The following is a 16,085-nucleotide window of genomic DNA, read 5'->3' on the forward strand; positions in this document are numbered from 1 at the left end:
TTGAATAAATAAATTCATTTTTAGCTTTTGGTAGGCTAGATTTAACTTAACTGCTCTTTATTTAGTAAATACAAATGCCAAGCAAGAAAGAAAGTTCAGCTTTTCAAACGAGTCACTGGAGTTTAAAAACTAAGCTAACATTAATTTTCCTACTCGTAGGGATAATACCCGCCCTCATAATTACTACAATTTCTACATTACAATCAAAATCACGCGTCGAATACAATATATCTCAGTCGCTTGAGGCGATTAATCAAATAAAAAAAACTCAGATCGAAAATTATTTTAATCAAAAAAGGGCAGATATTGAGCTTTTGGCTTTAATTGTTCCGCAGCTTGAGGAAGACAACTATGATCGCTTTTTTACAGAATATATACAGAGGTATGACTATTACGATGTGTTTTTAATTAATAACAATGGGCTTATTTATTACACTCAAGCTAGAGAATCTGATTATCAAACAAACATATTAAAAGGGAAATATGCGAGTTCAAATTTAGGAGATTTAATTAAAGAGGTTAAACAATCTAAAAGTTTTAGTATTGCTGATTACAAACCGTATGCACCAAGTAATGGAGAACCCGCTGCGTTTATTGCTATACCTGTTGATGGTAGCGATACAATAGTTGCTTTGCAGCTTTCAAGTGAAGGGACTAATCAAATAATGGGTGTTCGCGAAGGGATGGGAGAAACTGGTGAGAGTTACCTAGTTGGAGAAGATAAGCTAATGCGTTCTGATTCATATCTTGACCCAGAAGGACATTCACTCAAAGCAAGTTTTGCAGGAACTGTAACAAATAATGGTGCTGATACAGAGGCTGTAAATTTAGCTTTAAATGCTCAACATGGTACTAAAATAATAAAAGATTATAATGGAAATAACGTACTTTCTGCCTTCGATAGTATAAAAATTGGAGATTTTAGCTGGATTATATTAAGTGAAATTGACGAATCAGAAGCATTTTCACCAGTCCATCAGACTGTGCTTTTTAGTGTGATTTCTATAATTGTAGCTGCAATTGTTGTTGTATTTATTGGTGTTTTCTTTTCTCGAAAAATAGCGACTCCAATAATTGTAGCTTCCACTTTTGCTAAAAAAGTGGCGGCAGGAGATCTTAGCAGTAATATCGAAGTTAATTCACACGATGAGGTAGGCATGCTACAAGTTGCATTGCATACCATGTTAGAAAATCTCAGAAAAATGATTGGTGAATTATCTAACGTTGCAGTTCAGCAAGGCAGTACAGCAACAGAGCTTGCCTCAGTTACTGAGCAAACTAGCTTAGCAGTTACCGAGCAGCAAGCACAAACTATACAAGTTGCAGCCGCCACTACCGAAATGACTGAAACAGTAAAAGAGATAGCGAGTACAACTGCTAGTGCATCATTATTATGTGAAAATATTCAAAGAATGGCTCGAGAAGGCTCTGAAAATAATGATAGTACTTACAACGCACTTGTTTCTCTTGGAGAAGCTACAAAAAAATCAGCACATGAAGTGACGGAGTTGAAGCATAATTCAGAAAAAATAGTGAATGTATTAGGCGTTATTAAAAAGATAGCTGATCAGACTAATTTACTTGCTTTGAACGCAGCAATTGAAGCAGCTAGAGCTGGTGAACAAGGGCGTGGTTTTGCTGTTGTTGCTGATGAAGTACGAAGCTTAGCTAAGTCTACGCAAGAGTCTACAATGGAGGTTGAAGTGATCATTGAAGCTGTTGTTAGTGCCAGTAACGCAGCTGTTAAAGCAATGACAGACAATGTAGGACAAACAACTCAAGTTCAGGAAATAGCTAAGAAAGCAAACTTAATCAATAGTAATGTAGGCAAAGCAGTAGATGAAATTTTTGATATGGTTGTTCAAATTGCAACCGCCTCTGAGCAGCAGGCAACCACCATCGATGAAATATCACGAAATATAGGTGTCATAAATATGGGTATATCAGAGACCGAGCAGGCAGTTAGAGATATTGCACAGTCAAGTAGCGAATTGTCTAGGATGGCAAACGGTTTAAATGATGAGGCCCAAAAGTTTAGTCTTTAACTTACTCTATTAATTTAGAAATCTTTGATTTAATGACGCTAATCATACAGATATAACTACGGTAGGATGTTACAGGGACGTACCATAAAAGACGTAAATAAGCGCGTGCCAAATAGTGCACGCGCATAAATAAATATTAGAGTTGGTGAGACACTTTGCAACCGATGAGCTCGTAAATTACAAACTTCCAACATATTTATGTTTTATTCTAACATGTTAAATAACGCTAATTTTATTACGAATGATTTTTACGCCATCCATATTTTCTAAAAACTTTTGAGCTAGTGCGCGCTGAAAACCAGTTTGTGCTTCACCGTATAAATCTACTTCACCATTTTTTACCTGCACACGAATATCACTTAACGCTAGGTTAGGATTAGTTCGTAGGGTGTTGGTGATAGCTTGTTGTAAGTTAGGTTGAGTGGCTACACTGCTTACTACGGCCATGTTGGTTGCTGCACTTACCTTTGTAGCGCAAGCTAATAAAAATAAACAACAAAATGATACTAAAGCGATAGTTAACTTGAAGCGGTTCATAACTTAATCCTTACATTACGGTGAATAGTGCAGCCACAATATGGAAATTCCATCGGCTAGGTTATCTTTGTAGTTACAATTTCGGTGCCAATATTAACGCCATGAAATATAAGGGAATTTTATTAATTGGGAATTCAGGTGGGCAAAAATTACATTTAAATGAGTATGAGTTACATGCTTGGGTTACATATGTAACAGGTACAAACAGCAGAGCCTCCAAGGCTTGCATTAAAAAGCCGACAAAAGTCGGCTTAGTATAAAAATGTTTTAGGTTACTTTTTCTTTTTAACCTTAGCCTTTTTCTTGGCTTTCATTTTTACTGGATCTTTACGCTTTTTAGCAGGTGGCTTAGCTTCTTTATGCTGTGGCTCGACACCTCTAATTACACGGCGTTTTAATTTTTGTTCAACGTAGCGCTCTACCTTATATAAAATACCAATATCGTGTGCTTCAACTAGCGATATTGCTATCCCTTTTTTACCAGCACGGCCAGTACGACCAATACGGTGTACATATACGTCGGCAGTACGCGGCATATCAAAGTTAATAACGTGGCTGATGTCAGATACGTCAATACCACGTGCAGCTACGTCGGTAGCAACTAATATGCTTGTTTTACCACTGTGGAAGTTTTCCATGGCTTTCATACGTTTGTCTTGTGGCATTTCGCCGCGTAACCACGCTGCTTTTACATCATTAGTTGTAAGTTCGCCAATCAATGTTTCTAAGCGTTCGCGAGTTTTAACAAACACAATCGCTTTAGTTACGTCAGGATTTTTTAGCGTATTAACTAATAATTCAAGTTTGTGATGATAATCGTCGGCTAAATGTACCCATTGGTGAATTTTAGCCTTTTCTTTACGTGACGATTCGGCTTCTAATAGAGCTGGGTCGTTTAATGTTTTTTCAGCAAACCTTTCTACGCTGTCACCTTCAAGTGTTGCTGAGAATAAAAAACATTGGCGACGATTTTTAGCTTCGTCACAAATACGGCTCATTTCTTTTTTAAAACCCATATCTAACATGCGATCTGCTTCATCAATAATAAGCATTTCTACATGTTCAGCATGAAAGTTTTCGGTTTCTAGGTATTCCATTAATCGTCCTGGTGTGGCGATTAAAATATCGTTATTTTTTTCAAAAATTTCTTTATGCGTGCCGTAGTTAATACCGCCTGTTACTACACCAATTTTTAGGTGTGTGCGCTTAGCTAGCAGTTCACATTGTTCATGAATTTGATAAGCCAACTCACGAGTCGGGGTCATAACGAGGACGCGCGCAAAACCAGGGTCACGACGTGGGAAATCCAGTAAGTACTGAATAGCCGGAATTAAAAATGCCGCTGTTTTACCTGTACCAGTAGGCGCAGATGCTAAAATATCGCGCCCCTGTAGTGCTTCAGGAATAGCTTGTTGTTGAATGCTGGTTGGCGTCTCGTAGCCCATTTTATTAATGGCATCGAGTAGCTTGTTATCAAGATCAAATTCAGAAAATTGCATAGAGTGTCTAAAATAAGGGACAATTACCCTGATTATACGCGCTATGCTGCGCTTGGTGAATGAAAAGGTGAAAAAATGTCTGGTTTTGTATTTAAACAATTTAAAGTTGAACACGACCACTGTGCAATGAAAGTTTCTACCGATGGCATTTTGCTTGGCGCATGGGCTAATTTAAGCGGTGCAAAGTCATTACTTGATATAGGCACCGGAACCGGCTTACTAGCACTAATGTGTAAGCAGCGCAGTAATGAGCTTGGTATAACTGCGGTAGAAATTGACGAAAGCGCCTATACCCAAGCATTACAAAATGTAGCTAATAGTCCGTGGCCAACTATAAGTATTACGCACCAAACTATTCAGCGCTTTAGTAGTGAAGTTAAATTTGACGTGGTTATCTCTAATCCACCGTATTTTAATGACAGTTTAAAAGGCGATAATGCTGCGCGTAATGCCGCACGCCATACGGACGGCCTAAGTTTTGAAGAGTTAATTAATGCGTTTAAACATTTAAGCCATAGTGGTTCCCGCTTTAGCTTAATACTCCCAAGCGTTGAAGGCGCATTATTTATTGAGCTTGCTACTCAAAATGGGCTTTATTTAAATACTCACTGCCAAGTAAAAGCCACGCCTAATAAAGATATTAGCCGCAGTTTAATGACATTTAGCTACGTAAAAAGCGATATAGAAACATCAATTCTGTGTATTAGAAACTTAGATAATACCTACACCGCTGATTATATAGCCCTGTGCAAAGCATTTTATTTGAAAATGTGAAGCAATTGTAAAATAGGAACGAATAACGCAAACTGACTAAAACCTATTGTTGAGAACAGATATGGATAGTCAGTTACCAAAATCCTTTATAATTATACTTGCCGTAGTACAGGCTATTGCTCTTACCCTTTTATATAGCAGTATAGAAAATAATGTGTGGCCAGCAACAAGCCCTACATGGTTAGTCTCACTTATTACATTTTCTATGAGCTTTCCTTTATTAATGCTAATGACCGTTAATAAAAATAATATAAAAACGTCGTTACTTTTAATCCTTCCTTTTTCCTTGTTGTTATCTTTACTGGGTGCGTATGCAGGCTTTCAGCAAGAGCCTCAAGAGTACGTAAGTAATAGCAATTTAATATCAGTTTTTATTTTTACTAGTTTAATAGCTGGCTTTAAAGGCCTTATGTACATTCAACAATTTGGTAGTTCAGAAAATGTTAGCTACAGTCGTTTGTTTAAGCTCTCTTGGCGTAATTTTATAATTTTTGGAGAATGCTGGCTGTTCGTACTTATTTTTTGGGGAATACTAAATTTAGGTGCGGCTTTATTTGATATTTTAGATATAAATTTTTTCTCTGAGCTACTAAGAGATGAATGGTTTTGGATCCCAACCTTAACGCTCGCATTTGCCTTTGCGAGTATCATATTTAGAAAGCTTTTGAACATTGAAGATAATATCGCTTTTTTACTACAAACTTTAATTAAGTTTTTATTGCCTGTTTTATCAGTTATTTCTCTCGGTTTTTTAGCAACACTTCCTTTTACCGGACTCAATAAATTATGGGAGACCGGAAGTGGCAGTTTATTAGTAATGTGGCTGCAGGTGCTCACGTTGTTTTTTGTTAACACTGTTTATAAAGACGACTCATCAGTTCGCCCTTATCACTTGCTCTTGCACCGACTCGTTTTTATAAGCGTTGCGTTACTTCCAGTTTATAGTGTTATTTCAGCCTATGGAATTTACTTACGGGTAGAGCAGCATGGGCTAACAGTAGATCGTTGTTGGGGCATTTTGATTTGGTTTTTATTGGCGTGTTTTTCGTTTAGTTATCTTGTTGGAATTATAACAAAGCGAGACAATTGGCTAGAGCCGCTTAGCAAAATAAATATTGTGATGGGGTGGGTGGTGCTCGTTAGTATGCTTGCTGTTAACTCCCCTTTATTAAATTTTCAAAGCTTATCTACAAACAGCCAAATAGCGCGTTTAGATGCAGATAAAGTAACAATAGAAAAGTTTGACTATTACTATTTTGAGTACAGCTTAGGACGCCAAGGTTATTTAGCTATGCAGTTATTAAAACAGAAAATTGAAACGAGTCACCCAGAGCAATACGCTATCATCGATAGGATGTATGTAAATAATGAGTTTGCTTTAACGCTTGAACACACAGTCGATGATTTTATTGAGCGCAGTGTATTTTGGCCATCACAAGCGCTAATACCTCAAGGTTTAATAGAGGCAGTATTTTCTGAACAACATTTTTACGATCGTAACTCTTTAAAAGAACATACTTACTATTTCATTGGCATGGATTTAAACAAAGATGATGAACTCGATTTTATAGTGATTGACGAAAGTAATGAAAATATAGCCGCATATTTCTGGTTATTCGACATGGGTAAGTGGCGATCAAGGTATATGAATGTCGAAAATCCTGAAGAGATTAGATACCTTAAAAGCATGATTGATAATAACGAATTATCTTTAGTTGTGCCTGAATATTCAAATCTAAAAATAGGGGATGTTGTTTTTAAAGTGAGGTAATACGTAACTTTTTTATGCTACTGCCCCTTAAACCTAAACTAATGATTATTAGTTTAGGTTTTTTGCTTTTAGTTTTTTATTTTATTTTAGGTACGGCGCTTTAATAGTGTGTTTATGAATCACCTGATATGATTTAGCCATTAGCCACTTAATTTAAAAGGCAACACAATGAAAAAGTTAAATAAATTAGCATTCCTTAGCACGTTAACAGCCACCATTTTTGCAAGCCAAGGTGTGTTTGCTGCTATTACGCCTGTAGGCCTTTGGAAAACGATTGATGAGGATACAAACCAAGCTAAGTCGTATGTACGTATTACCCAAACCAACAGTGTATTAAGCGGCAAAGTTGAAACCATTCTTAACCCTGCAAAACAAAATGATATATGTAGTAAATGCGATGATGAGTTAAAAGATCAGCCTATTTTAGGAATGACTATAATCACCGATGTAAAAGCACAAGATGATGGCATCTGGGGAGACGGAGAAATACTCGACCCAACAAATGGTAAAACCTACACTTTACAACTAACCCCGCAGGATGAAGGTAAAAAGCTCGAAGTACGCGGCTACATTGGCTTTTTTTACCGTAATCAATATTGGTTAAAAGTAGAGTAAGTTTTACTGTTTATTTATTTACTAAACGTTAAATAATTAAGTATTAACTGAAATCATTTTTGCGCTTTGCCTTTCTTACTCACTAAGCCAGCTATATTTAATTGGCATTCAATTTTGAGTAAATAATAAAGGAAAAAAGATGATTAAGTACATAGTTGCTTTAATAATGCTGAGCACACTGTTAATAAGCGGTGGAGCAAGCGCAAAGGATGATGCTGTAAATACGGGTTGGTTTAATAACACGGCTATTAAAGGGTACGACAGCGTTGCATATTTTACGCAAAATAAAGCCGTTAAAGGTAGCGACAAATATACGTTTAGTTATTTAGGTGCTGACTGGCATTTTTCGAGTGAAGAAAACAAAACGACATTTGCAGAAAACCCAAAGCGTTATGCACCGCAATACGGTGGCTGGTGCGCTTATGCAATGGCTGATGAGGGTAATGCCGTAGGGATAGACCCTGAAGCATTTTATATTCACGAAGATAAGCTTTACTTAAATTATAGCGAAAGCGTGCAGCAAAAATGGTTAAGTAATTTACTACCGTACATTGTTATGGCTGATGGGTACTACCCACAAACAACCAATGTGATGACGTTTCAATAAATTGATTTATATTAATAAAAAAGCGCGTAACTAATTTTATAGTTACGCACTTTTTTATTTTATTTTTCGGTATTTATAAGTGAATTAAAGCGTTTCACCGTATTCAGTCATTACCTGTTCAACCCATGTTGCAATGCGGTCGTCGCTTAGCTCGTATTGACTATCTTCGTCTAGCGCGAGTCCTACAAACTGTTTACCATCAGGCGTCAATGCTTTTGAAGCTTCAAACTCGTAGCTACTGTCGTTTGGCCAAAAACCAAGTTGAGTAAATATTTGCGTATTTATTTCGTCGTGTAGCATGCCTAGCGCATCTTGAAACCACTGCCCGTAACCTTGTTGATCGCCCATGCCAAATAAAGCAATGGTTTTACCATTTAGGTTTACGTCGGCTATGTCGTCCCACTTTGACTCCCAGTCTTCTTGTATTTCACCAAAATCCCATGTTGAAATACCGAAGATGATAAAGTCGTACTGCTCTGCATTTTTTAGTGGCTCGTCTTTAATATTGTGCAGGGTAACTATATCGGCACCAATAATGTCGCGAATTTTTTCTGCTGCCATTTCGGTGTAGCACGTAGTAGAACCAAAAAATAAACCAATTTGCATCGTATTTATCACTGTGTAATTGCCTGATATGATAGGCTCAAGTTTACCGTAAGGTATTTTTAATTGATACCTTAGCAAAGCATGAGAGCATAATGTGACAACGCTATCTGACGATTCTTTTGAAAATAACAGCAGTATGAGCAGTAATAGCGACTACCTAGAAACCTTTTTAGATAGCCTGTACTTAGAACAAGGCGTAAGCGAAAACACATTAAGTGCTTATCGCAGTGATTTAGACAAGTTTTGCCTATTTTTAAAAGGCGAAAATTTAATGACGGTAACAGGGCTTGATGTTGAAAGTTACTTAGCGCATCGAGTCGATTTAGGCTTAAAACCACGCAGTACTGCACGTAGTATTAGTGCGCTAAAGCGTTTTTATCAGTACTTTGTGCGCGAAAAACTAATTAGCGACACCCCCATGCTAAATATTTCTCAGCCAAAAGCAGGGCAGTCGTTACCTAAAACACTCTCAGAAGCTGAAGTTGAGGCATTATTAAATGCGCCTAACACCGAAGAAGCGATGGGACTGCGCGATAAGGCCATGCTAGAGCTACTTTATGCAACGGGTTTGCGTGTAAGTGAGCTTGTTGGACTGCGCATGGAGCAAATTAATTTGCGCCAAGCAGTGGTGTTTGTAAAAGGTAAAGGTAATAAAGAGCGGTTAGTACCACTGGGTGAAGAGGCCATGTATTGGCTTGAGCAATTTTTAAAGGGTGGTCGTGCGCAAATGATAAAACATGCCACCGATTTTGTGTTCCCATCTAAACGCGGAGTAGGCATGACGCGACAAACCTTTTGGCATAGAATTAAACACTATGCTATTTTGGCAGCAGTTGAGTCTCCTTTATCGCCCCATACTATGCGCCATGCTTTTGCTACGCACTTATTAAATCATGGGGCAGATTTACGTGTGGTACAAATGATGTTGGGCCATAGCGATTTATCAACGACGCAAATTTATACCCATGTTGCCAATGAACGGTTAAAGTCGGTACACGCAGAGCATCATCCGCGTGCGTAAGTTTGAAAGTAAATATCATTAAGCCGGTCAATATATTAAGTATTTTTAGGATAGAGAGAAGTTATGAAAAAATTAATGTTAGCAGGTGCCATGTTGTGCACAAGTATTAGTGCATTTGCAAATGGCGTTGCTGTAACACCAGATGCTAATGATCCTATTATTACTAAATTTGCCGAGCTTGGTGTAACTGTAAAGCAAATTAATCCAAGTCCAGTAGCGGGTTTAAAAGAATTGATCACTAATAAAGGCGTGCTCTATGCAAGTCCAGATGGTCAATTTTTAATGCAAGGTACGTTAATTGATTTAAATAATCGTAATAACCTAACAGAGCAAGCATTAAATGGCGTGCGTGTTGAAGGTATTAAAGAATACGAAGAGTCGATGATTGTGTACAAAGCGCCAAACGAAAAACACAGTATTACTGTATTTACCGATATTAGCTGTGGTTACTGTCGTAAATTACACCGCGAGTTAGACGATTTACTTGATGCGGGTATTACCGTTAAGTACCTTGCGTTTCCACGTGGTGGCTTACAAGGTTCAGGTTACGCAGATTTAATGAACGTATGGTGTGCACGCGATCAGCAAGAAGCACTAACAGAAGCTAAATCGGGCACAAGCACTAAAGTAGTTGCAGGCTGTAGCGCACCGGTTGCAGAGCATTACCAATTAGGTCAAAGCTTTGGTATTAGCGGCACACCCGCTATTATTTTAGAAGATGGTACGATGATCCCTGGTTACCAGCCAGCAGCAGCATTAAAAGCAGCATTAGAAGCTAACAAAGCGTCGTAATTAAACGCTTAGTTATTATTAAAAAGGCCTTAATGGCCTTTTTTTGTCTTTTTAATACGACTCAATAAGTTAAAACTCTGCATGAAAAAACTAATCATTGCGCGTGAAAACGTTGACGACTCGCATCTGCCGAGTAATTTACACCCTGTAATTAAACAAATTTATGCTAACCGCAATGTATTCAATGCCGAAGAGCTAAATAACAGCGTAGCGACGCTCCACGACTTTAAATTGTTTAAAGACATCGACAAAGCCAGCGACTTATTAATTGAAGCATTAAAAGCGCAAAGCCAAATATTAATAGTTGGCGATTTTGATGCCGATGGCGCAACAAGTACTGCAACTTTAATGCAAGGCCTTGAGATGTTTGGCTTTAAGCATTTAGATTACTTAATTCCTGACAGGTTTAGCTTAGGTTATGGCTTAAGCCCCGCGCTTGCAGAGCAAATAGTACAAATAAAACCTGATTTAGTGATCACCGTAGATAACGGCATATCGTGTATTGCCGGTATTGATATTTTAAAAGCGGTTGGCATAAAAGTGCTGGTAACAGATCACCACTTACAAGGTGAGCAGCTGCCAAATGCCGATGCAATAGTAAACCCAAACAGGCATGAATGTGATTTTCCGTCTAAATCCATTGCTGGCGTTGGCGTTGCTTTTTACTTATTAATAGCACTGAGAAGCGTAATGCGAGACTTAGGTTATTTTGAGCAGCAACCGCCGCCTAATTTAGCTAACTTACTCGACATTGTAGCGCTTGGTACAGTTGCTGACGTGGTCGCACTTGATGCGAACAACCGTACGTTAGTGCATCAAGGTTTAGCACGTATTCGCAGTGGTAAAACACGCCCTGGTATTACCGCGCTTATTGAAGTGGCAAATCGTAATGCCTCACGTTTAAGTGCCAGTGATTTTGGTTTTTCGCTTGCGCCGCGTTTAAATGCAGCAGGGCGATTAGACGACATGAGTTTGGGTATAGCGTGTTTGCTTAGCACCGATATAAACCAAGCGCGCAGCATAGCGGGCGAGCTCGATAGCTTAAACTTTGCAAGGCGCGAAATAGAACAAGGCATGCAATTTGAGGCGCAAGCCGTGCTTGATAGGCTCGCATTTAGCGACGATAACATCCCTGATGCTATTTGTTTGTTTCAAGACGATTGGCATCAAGGTGTTATTGGTATTTTGGCTGGTCGCTTAAAAGAAAAATACCACCGCCCAACCGTTATATTTGCTGGTGGCGAAAACGGTGAAATTAAAGGCTCGTGCCGCTCTATTGAAGGGCTACACATGCGCGATTTACTCGAAGGGCTTAATACCGCCGACCCACACTTAATTAATAAATTTGGTGGTCACGCAATGGCCGCTGGTTTAAGTATTAACGAGCAGCATTTTAACGACTTTAAAAAAGCGTTTGATGCCGCAGTTAGCGCGCAACTAAGTGAAGAAAGTAAGCGCTGCATTGTGTTTACCGACGGCGAGCTGCCAAACGACTGCTTTACAATGGATTTTGCCCAGCTATTAAAGCAGTCGGGCCCGTGGGGTCAGCAATTTCCTGAGCCGGTGTTTGAGCATACCTTTGAAGTAATACAGCAGCGCATAGTAGGCGAAAAGCATTTAAAGCTCGTGTTAAAGCACCAATCTGGTCGATTAGTTGACGCCATTGCTTTTGGTATTGATGTAAAAGAGTGGCCAGATACAGAGGCCAAGTTTGTAAAAGTAGCGTATCAGCTCGATATAAATGAGTTTAGAGGTAAATTTACGCTGCAATTAATAGTTAGAGAGCTTGAAAAAGTGCATTAAAAAATATGTAATATCATGCATAAAATGCTAATAAAGCGCGCGGTTTTTTGTTAAAATCGGGCGTTTTTATCATTTGACGATAATTTATTGCGAAAATCCCATTTAAAGGGGCGCAATTACCTAGCCATTTTGGAGTGATGTACATGTTTGAAGTGAATCCTGTGATTAATCAAATCAAGGAAATTCGCGAACGTACTGAATTGCTTCGGGGGTACCTTTGACTACGCTCTTAAACAAGAACGCTTAGAAGAAGTTAACGCCGAGCTTGAAGATTCAGCCGTATGGAATGAGCCTGAACGCGCACAAGCGCTTGGCCGTGAAAAATCAGCATTAGAAGCGGTTGTTGAAACAATCGACAACCTAGTAGCCGGTACTGACGACGTTGAAGGCTTACTTGAGCTAGCTGTAGAAGCTGAAGACGAAGATACCTTTGTTGAAGCGCAAACTGAGCTTGCTGATTTAAACGGACAGTTAGAAGGTTTAGAGTTTCGTCGTATGTTTTCGGGTCCTCATGACTCAAACGATGCTTACCTTGATTTACAATCAGGTTCTGGCGGTACTGAAGCACAAGACTGGTGTAATATTTTACTTCGTATGTATTTACGTTGGGGCGAGGCTAAAGGCTTTAAAGTTGAGCTAGTTGAAGCGACCGACGGTGATGTTGCCGGTATTAAAGGCGCAACTGTCCGCTTTGTTGGCGAATACGCTTACGGTTGGCTACGTACCGAAACTGGTGTGCACCGTTTAGTACGTAAAAGCCCATTTGACTCAAGTGGTCGTCGTCATACTTCATTTGCTTCTGCGTTTGTATACCCAGAAGTTGACGATAACATTGAAATTGATATGAATCCGTCAGACTTACGTATAGACGTTTACCGTGCATCGGGCGCGGGTGGTCAGCACGTTAACACCACCGAATCGGCGGTTCGTATTACTCACGTACCAACAAATACCGTAGTGCAGTGTCAAAACGAGCGTTCACAGCATAAAAATAAAGCCCAAGCGATGAAGCAGTTAAAAGCTAAATTATTTGAGCTTGAGCTACAACAGCAAAATGCTGAAAAACAAACGCAAGAAGACGCTAAGTCTGATATTGGTTGGGGTAGTCAAATTCGTTCATACGTACTTGATGACGCACGCATTAAAGATTTACGTACAGGCGTTGAAAACCGCAATACCCAATCGGTACTTGACGGTAACTTAGATAAATTTATTGAAGCCAGCCTTAAATCTGGCCTATAACCACCAAGCTAATAAAGAGCTAAAAAATGACTGATAAAATCCAAGACGAAAACAAGTTAATCGCTGAGCGTCGCGGCAAGTTAGATGCTATACGCGAAAATTGCCCAGCCAACGGTCATCCAAACCAATTCCGTCGTGAGCATTACACGGCTGATTTGCAAGCCCAGTTTGGTGATAAGAGCAAAGAAGAATTAGTAGAGATGCAAGAAGTTGTGTCTATCGCTGGCCGTATTTTAGCAAAGCGTGGACCGTTTTTTGTAATTCAAGACATGAAAGGTCGCGTACAAGCGTATGCATCTAAAGATGTTCAAAAAGATCTTAAAGAAAAATATGGTCAGCTAGACACTGGCGATATTATTGGTGTTAAAGGCGCATTAAATAAATCGGGTAAAGGCGATTTATACGTAGAAATGACTGAGTACCAATTATTAACTAAGTCACTTCGTCCGTTGCCTGAAAAATTCCATGGCTTATCAGATCAAGAAACAAAGTACCGCCAACGTTACGTTGATTTAATTACTAACGAAGCAACGCGCGAAACATTCCGCATCCGTTCACAAGTAGTTGAAGGCATTCGTCGCTTTTTAGCAGACCGTGACTTTATGGAAGTAGAAACACCAATGCTGCAGGTTATACCTGGCGGTGCATCTGCGCGTCCGTTTGTAACTCACCATAACGCGCTTGATATCGACATGTACTTACGTATAGCGCCTGAGCTTTACTTAAAGCGCTTAGTGGTAGGTGGTTTTGACCGTGTATTCGAAATTAACCGTAACTTCCGTAACGAAGGGTTATCTACGCGTCACAATCCAGAATTCACAATGATTGAATTTTACCAAGCATACGCTGATTACATCGATTTGATGAACATCACCGAGGACATGCTACGTACGGTTGCAGAAAACGTACTAGGTAGTGCAGTTGTAGTTAATACAACTAAAGACGAAAACGGCGAAGTGATTGACTCAGTTGAATACGACTTTGGCCAACCGTTTACACGTTTAAGCATGGCGGACGCAATCTTAAAGTATAACCCTGAGTTTGATGCTGCGGTATTTAACGACCCAGAAAACCACTTTGACGAATTAAAAGCGTACGCTAAACAAGTGCACGTTAAAATTCCTGAAAACTGTGTTTGGGGCCCAGGTAAGTTCTTGTGTGAAATATTTGAAGAAACAGCAGAACACATGCTTATTCAACCTACGTTTATTACTGGCTACCCGTGGGAAGTTTCTCCACTTGCACGCCGTAACGACGAAAATGCATTTGTTACCGACCGTTTTGAATTTTTTGTTGGCGGTCGTGAACTTGCAAATGGTTTCTCTGAGCTTAACGATGCACAAGACCAAGCAGAGCGCTTTACACGCCAAGTTGAAGAGAAAGACGCAGGCGATGATGAAGCAATGCATTACGATGAAGACTACATACGCGCACTTGAGTACGGCTTACCGCCAACTGCAGGTGAAGGTATTGGTATTGACCGTTTAGTAATGTTGTTTACTGACTCATCAACAATTAAAGACGTTATTTTGTTCCCGCATATGCGCCCGCAAGCTGACTAAGCTTTGGGTAGAACAAAGTAAGTTAATAAACGCCGCTTAATAGCGGCGTTTTTTTATTTTGTATTAGTATTTTAATTAATAAGTACTACACTAAAAATTAAATGTAGTTATTAGTGCTGGTTAATGTGCAATTCAGCTTCACTAATTTATTGTTATTGGCAGTTTTTAATATTAAAACTAACAGTGCTATAACTTTTTAGTATGATTGTTTTTTAAACATATGTTGTATTTATGTAAAGGTTTTAGCTAGAATACGCACGAAATTTACACTGCTTGGTATTTAGCAGTTTAAGTATAGATTCTTAAAGGACTTAGAATAATAGTATGAAAGACAAACGAGTAGATGATTTTTCAGAAGAGGGCACATCAGAGCAAGAACGAAATGCTTATTACCGTGCTTGTATTGCTGAATTTCAACAGTTAGGTTACCAAGAACAGTATTTGGCTCAGTTAACTGATGACTTAGTTCCCGTGCTAGGTGTTAATCCTTCAAATAAAAACGCGTAACCCGCTTAAATTTCAAACTAATTACACTTTTAAACCAAGCATATGTGCAATCTATAACCATATAGTCGTTTTTGGTAGAAAAGTGTTTGACATATTTTCTGAAATCTTTATTATACGCCCCACAAGACGGAGAGGTGTCCGAGTGGCCGAAGGAGCTCCCCTGCTAAGGGAGTATAGAGTTTGTAGCTCTATCGAGGGTTCGAATCCCTCCCTCTCCACCATTTCTTTTAATGGCGTGTTTTGTAAATTTTTAAAGTATGGGTGCATAGCTCAGCTGGATAGAGTACTCGGCTACGAACCGAGCGGTCGGAGGTTCGAATCCTCCTGCGCCCACCATACTTTAATAACTCTGCTTAGAGTCTAAATAAGCAAAAGCTCTACTTAGAGTTAAAATAAGTAAACTATAAAGTGGGTGCATAGCTCAGCTGGATAGAGTACTCGGCTACGAACCGAGCGGTCGGAGGTTCGAATCCTCCTGCGCCCACCACTTTATAAACTCCTACTTAGAGTATAAATAAGTAAAGTGTTGGCTAAAGCCAAACGGTCGGAGGTTCATTCTTACAAGATACGTCCTGCGCCCACCACTTTATAAACTCTCACTTAGAGTAAAAACAAGTAATAGTAAAAATGAAAGTGGGTGCATAGCTCAGCTGGATAGAGTACTCGGCTACGAACCGAGCGGTCGGAGGTTCGAATCCTCCTGC

Annotated in this window: 14 protein-coding genes and 3 tRNA genes; 14 read left to right on the forward strand and 3 right to left on the reverse strand. The window is 39.2% G+C overall.

Annotation, left to right across the window (positions count from 1 at the left end; translation table 11 throughout):
- The first annotated feature begins 74 nt into the window (after positions 1-74).
- Complete coding sequence (locus WNY79_RS05590; protein WP_342875351.1) at positions 75-2,045, forward strand: methyl-accepting chemotaxis protein; 1,971 nt, start codon at positions 75-77, stop codon at positions 2,043-2,045.
- A gap of 216 nt (positions 2,046-2,261) precedes the next feature.
- Here WNY79_RS05590 and WNY79_RS05595 read toward each other — a convergent pair whose 3' ends face one another.
- Both WNY79_RS05595 and srmB read right to left on the reverse strand, forming a co-directional pair.
- A complete protein-coding gene (locus WNY79_RS05595) occupies positions 2,262-2,582 on the reverse strand; it encodes a BON domain-containing protein (protein ID WP_010553266.1) in 321 nt (106 codons plus the stop codon).
- Positions 2,583-2,854: 272 nt separating this feature from the next.
- A complete protein-coding gene (gene srmB, locus WNY79_RS05600; RefSeq protein WP_007376476.1) occupies positions 2,855-4,081 on the reverse strand; it encodes an ATP-dependent RNA helicase SrmB in 1,227 nt (408 codons plus the stop codon).
- 75 nt (positions 4,082-4,156) lie between these two features.
- On the opposite strand from srmB, the gene WNY79_RS05605 reads away from it, so the two are divergent.
- From WNY79_RS05605 to WNY79_RS05620, 4 genes are all read left to right on the forward strand, one after another.
- On the forward strand, positions 4,157-4,855 hold the full coding sequence (locus WNY79_RS05605; RefSeq protein WP_342875352.1) for a methyltransferase: 699 nt from the start codon (positions 4,157-4,159) through the stop codon (positions 4,853-4,855).
- 61 nt (positions 4,856-4,916) lie between these two features.
- A complete protein-coding gene (locus WNY79_RS05610; RefSeq protein ID WP_342875353.1) occupies positions 4,917-6,626 on the forward strand; it encodes a DUF4153 domain-containing protein in 1,710 nt (569 codons plus the stop codon).
- Between the two features lie 168 nt (positions 6,627-6,794).
- Positions 6,795-7,241, forward strand: coding sequence for a DUF2147 domain-containing protein (locus tag WNY79_RS05615; RefSeq protein ID WP_342875354.1), 447 nt, complete (start codon positions 6,795-6,797; stop codon positions 7,239-7,241).
- A gap of 139 nt (positions 7,242-7,380) precedes the next feature.
- Positions 7,381-7,848 (forward strand): YHS domain-containing (seleno)protein, encoded by a 468-nt coding sequence (locus tag WNY79_RS05620; protein WP_342875355.1) that lies wholly within the window; start codon positions 7,381-7,383, stop codon positions 7,846-7,848.
- 84 nt (positions 7,849-7,932) lie between these two features.
- On the opposite strand, the gene fldB is transcribed toward WNY79_RS05620, so the two are convergent.
- On the reverse strand, positions 7,933-8,454 hold the full coding sequence (gene fldB / locus WNY79_RS05625; protein ID WP_169044383.1) for a flavodoxin FldB: 522 nt from the start codon (positions 8,452-8,454) through the stop codon (positions 7,933-7,935).
- Positions 8,455-8,548: 94 nt separating this feature from the next.
- Between fldB and xerD the strand changes: the two genes are divergently transcribed.
- The 9 genes from xerD (at position 8,549) to WNY79_RS05670 (ending at position 15,868) form a co-directional block, all read left to right on the forward strand.
- A complete protein-coding gene (gene xerD, locus WNY79_RS05630) occupies positions 8,549-9,475 on the forward strand; it encodes a site-specific tyrosine recombinase XerD (protein ID WP_024590718.1) in 927 nt (308 codons plus the stop codon).
- A 63-nt stretch (positions 9,476-9,538) separates the two neighbouring features.
- Entirely contained in the window at positions 9,539-10,267 is a 729-nt protein-coding gene (gene dsbC / locus WNY79_RS05635) for a bifunctional protein-disulfide isomerase/oxidoreductase DsbC (RefSeq protein ID WP_076925107.1), read from the forward strand.
- Positions 10,268-10,348: 81 nt separating this feature from the next.
- Complete coding sequence (gene recJ, locus WNY79_RS05640) at positions 10,349-12,070, forward strand: single-stranded-DNA-specific exonuclease RecJ (RefSeq protein ID WP_342875356.1); 1,722 nt, start codon at positions 10,349-10,351, stop codon at positions 12,068-12,070.
- Positions 12,071-12,213: 143 nt separating this feature from the next.
- Positions 12,214-13,312 (forward strand): peptide chain release factor 2 gene (gene prfB / locus WNY79_RS05645; protein ID WP_139016071.1). Its coding sequence is split into 2 segments (ribosomal slippage): positions 12,214-12,288 and positions 12,290-13,312, totalling 1,098 coding nucleotides; the frame shifts between segments, so codons are not numbered across the junction.
- A 26-nt stretch (positions 13,313-13,338) separates the two neighbouring features.
- Positions 13,339-14,874 (forward strand): lysine--tRNA ligase, encoded by a 1,536-nt coding sequence (gene lysS / locus WNY79_RS05650; protein WP_024597675.1) that lies wholly within the window; start codon positions 13,339-13,341, stop codon positions 14,872-14,874.
- A 324-nt stretch (positions 14,875-15,198) separates the two neighbouring features.
- Positions 15,199-15,381 carry a hypothetical protein gene (locus WNY79_RS05655; protein ID WP_024597674.1) on the forward strand — a complete coding sequence of 61 codons (183 nt, stop codon included), beginning with the start codon at positions 15,199-15,201 and terminating at the stop codon, positions 15,379-15,381.
- 128 nt (positions 15,382-15,509) lie between these two features.
- Positions 15,510-15,602 (forward strand) — tRNA-Ser (locus tag WNY79_RS05660).
- A 38-nt stretch (positions 15,603-15,640) separates the two neighbouring features.
- Positions 15,641-15,717: transfer RNA gene (locus WNY79_RS05665), tRNA-Arg, on the forward strand.
- A gap of 74 nt (positions 15,718-15,791) precedes the next feature.
- Positions 15,792-15,868: transfer RNA gene (locus WNY79_RS05670), tRNA-Arg, on the forward strand.
- Positions 15,869-16,085: the final 217 nt, after the last annotated feature.

Source organism: Pseudoalteromonas sp. AS84 (assembly GCF_038900255.1).
Lineage (GTDB): Bacteria > Pseudomonadota > Gammaproteobacteria > Enterobacterales > Alteromonadaceae > Pseudoalteromonas.

Coding starts and splice junctions, on each gene's coding strand:
- WNY79_RS05590 (WP_342875351.1), top strand. CDS start 75: ATGCCAAGCAAGAAAGAAAGTTCAGCTTTTCAAACGAGTCACTGGAGT.
- WNY79_RS05595 (WP_010553266.1), bottom strand. CDS start 2,582: ATGAACCGCTTCAAGTTAACTATCGCTTTAGTATCATTTTGTTGTTTA.
- srmB (WP_007376476.1), bottom strand. CDS start 4,081: ATGCAATTTTCTGAATTTGATCTTGATAACAAGCTACTCGATGCCATT.
- WNY79_RS05605 (WP_342875352.1), top strand. CDS start 4,157: ATGTCTGGTTTTGTATTTAAACAATTTAAAGTTGAACACGACCACTGT.
- WNY79_RS05610 (WP_342875353.1), top strand. CDS start 4,917: ATGGATAGTCAGTTACCAAAATCCTTTATAATTATACTTGCCGTAGTA.
- WNY79_RS05615 (WP_342875354.1), top strand. CDS start 6,795: ATGAAAAAGTTAAATAAATTAGCATTCCTTAGCACGTTAACAGCCACC.
- WNY79_RS05620 (WP_342875355.1), top strand. CDS start 7,381: ATGATTAAGTACATAGTTGCTTTAATAATGCTGAGCACACTGTTAATA.
- fldB (WP_169044383.1), bottom strand. CDS start 8,454: ATGCAAATTGGTTTATTTTTTGGTTCTACTACGTGCTACACCGAAATG.
- dsbC (WP_076925107.1), top strand. CDS start 9,539: ATGAAAAAATTAATGTTAGCAGGTGCCATGTTGTGCACAAGTATTAGT.
- recJ (WP_342875356.1), top strand. CDS start 10,349: ATGAAAAAACTAATCATTGCGCGTGAAAACGTTGACGACTCGCATCTG.
- lysS (WP_024597675.1), top strand. CDS start 13,339: ATGACTGATAAAATCCAAGACGAAAACAAGTTAATCGCTGAGCGTCGC.
- WNY79_RS05655 (WP_024597674.1), top strand. CDS start 15,199: ATGAAAGACAAACGAGTAGATGATTTTTCAGAAGAGGGCACATCAGAG.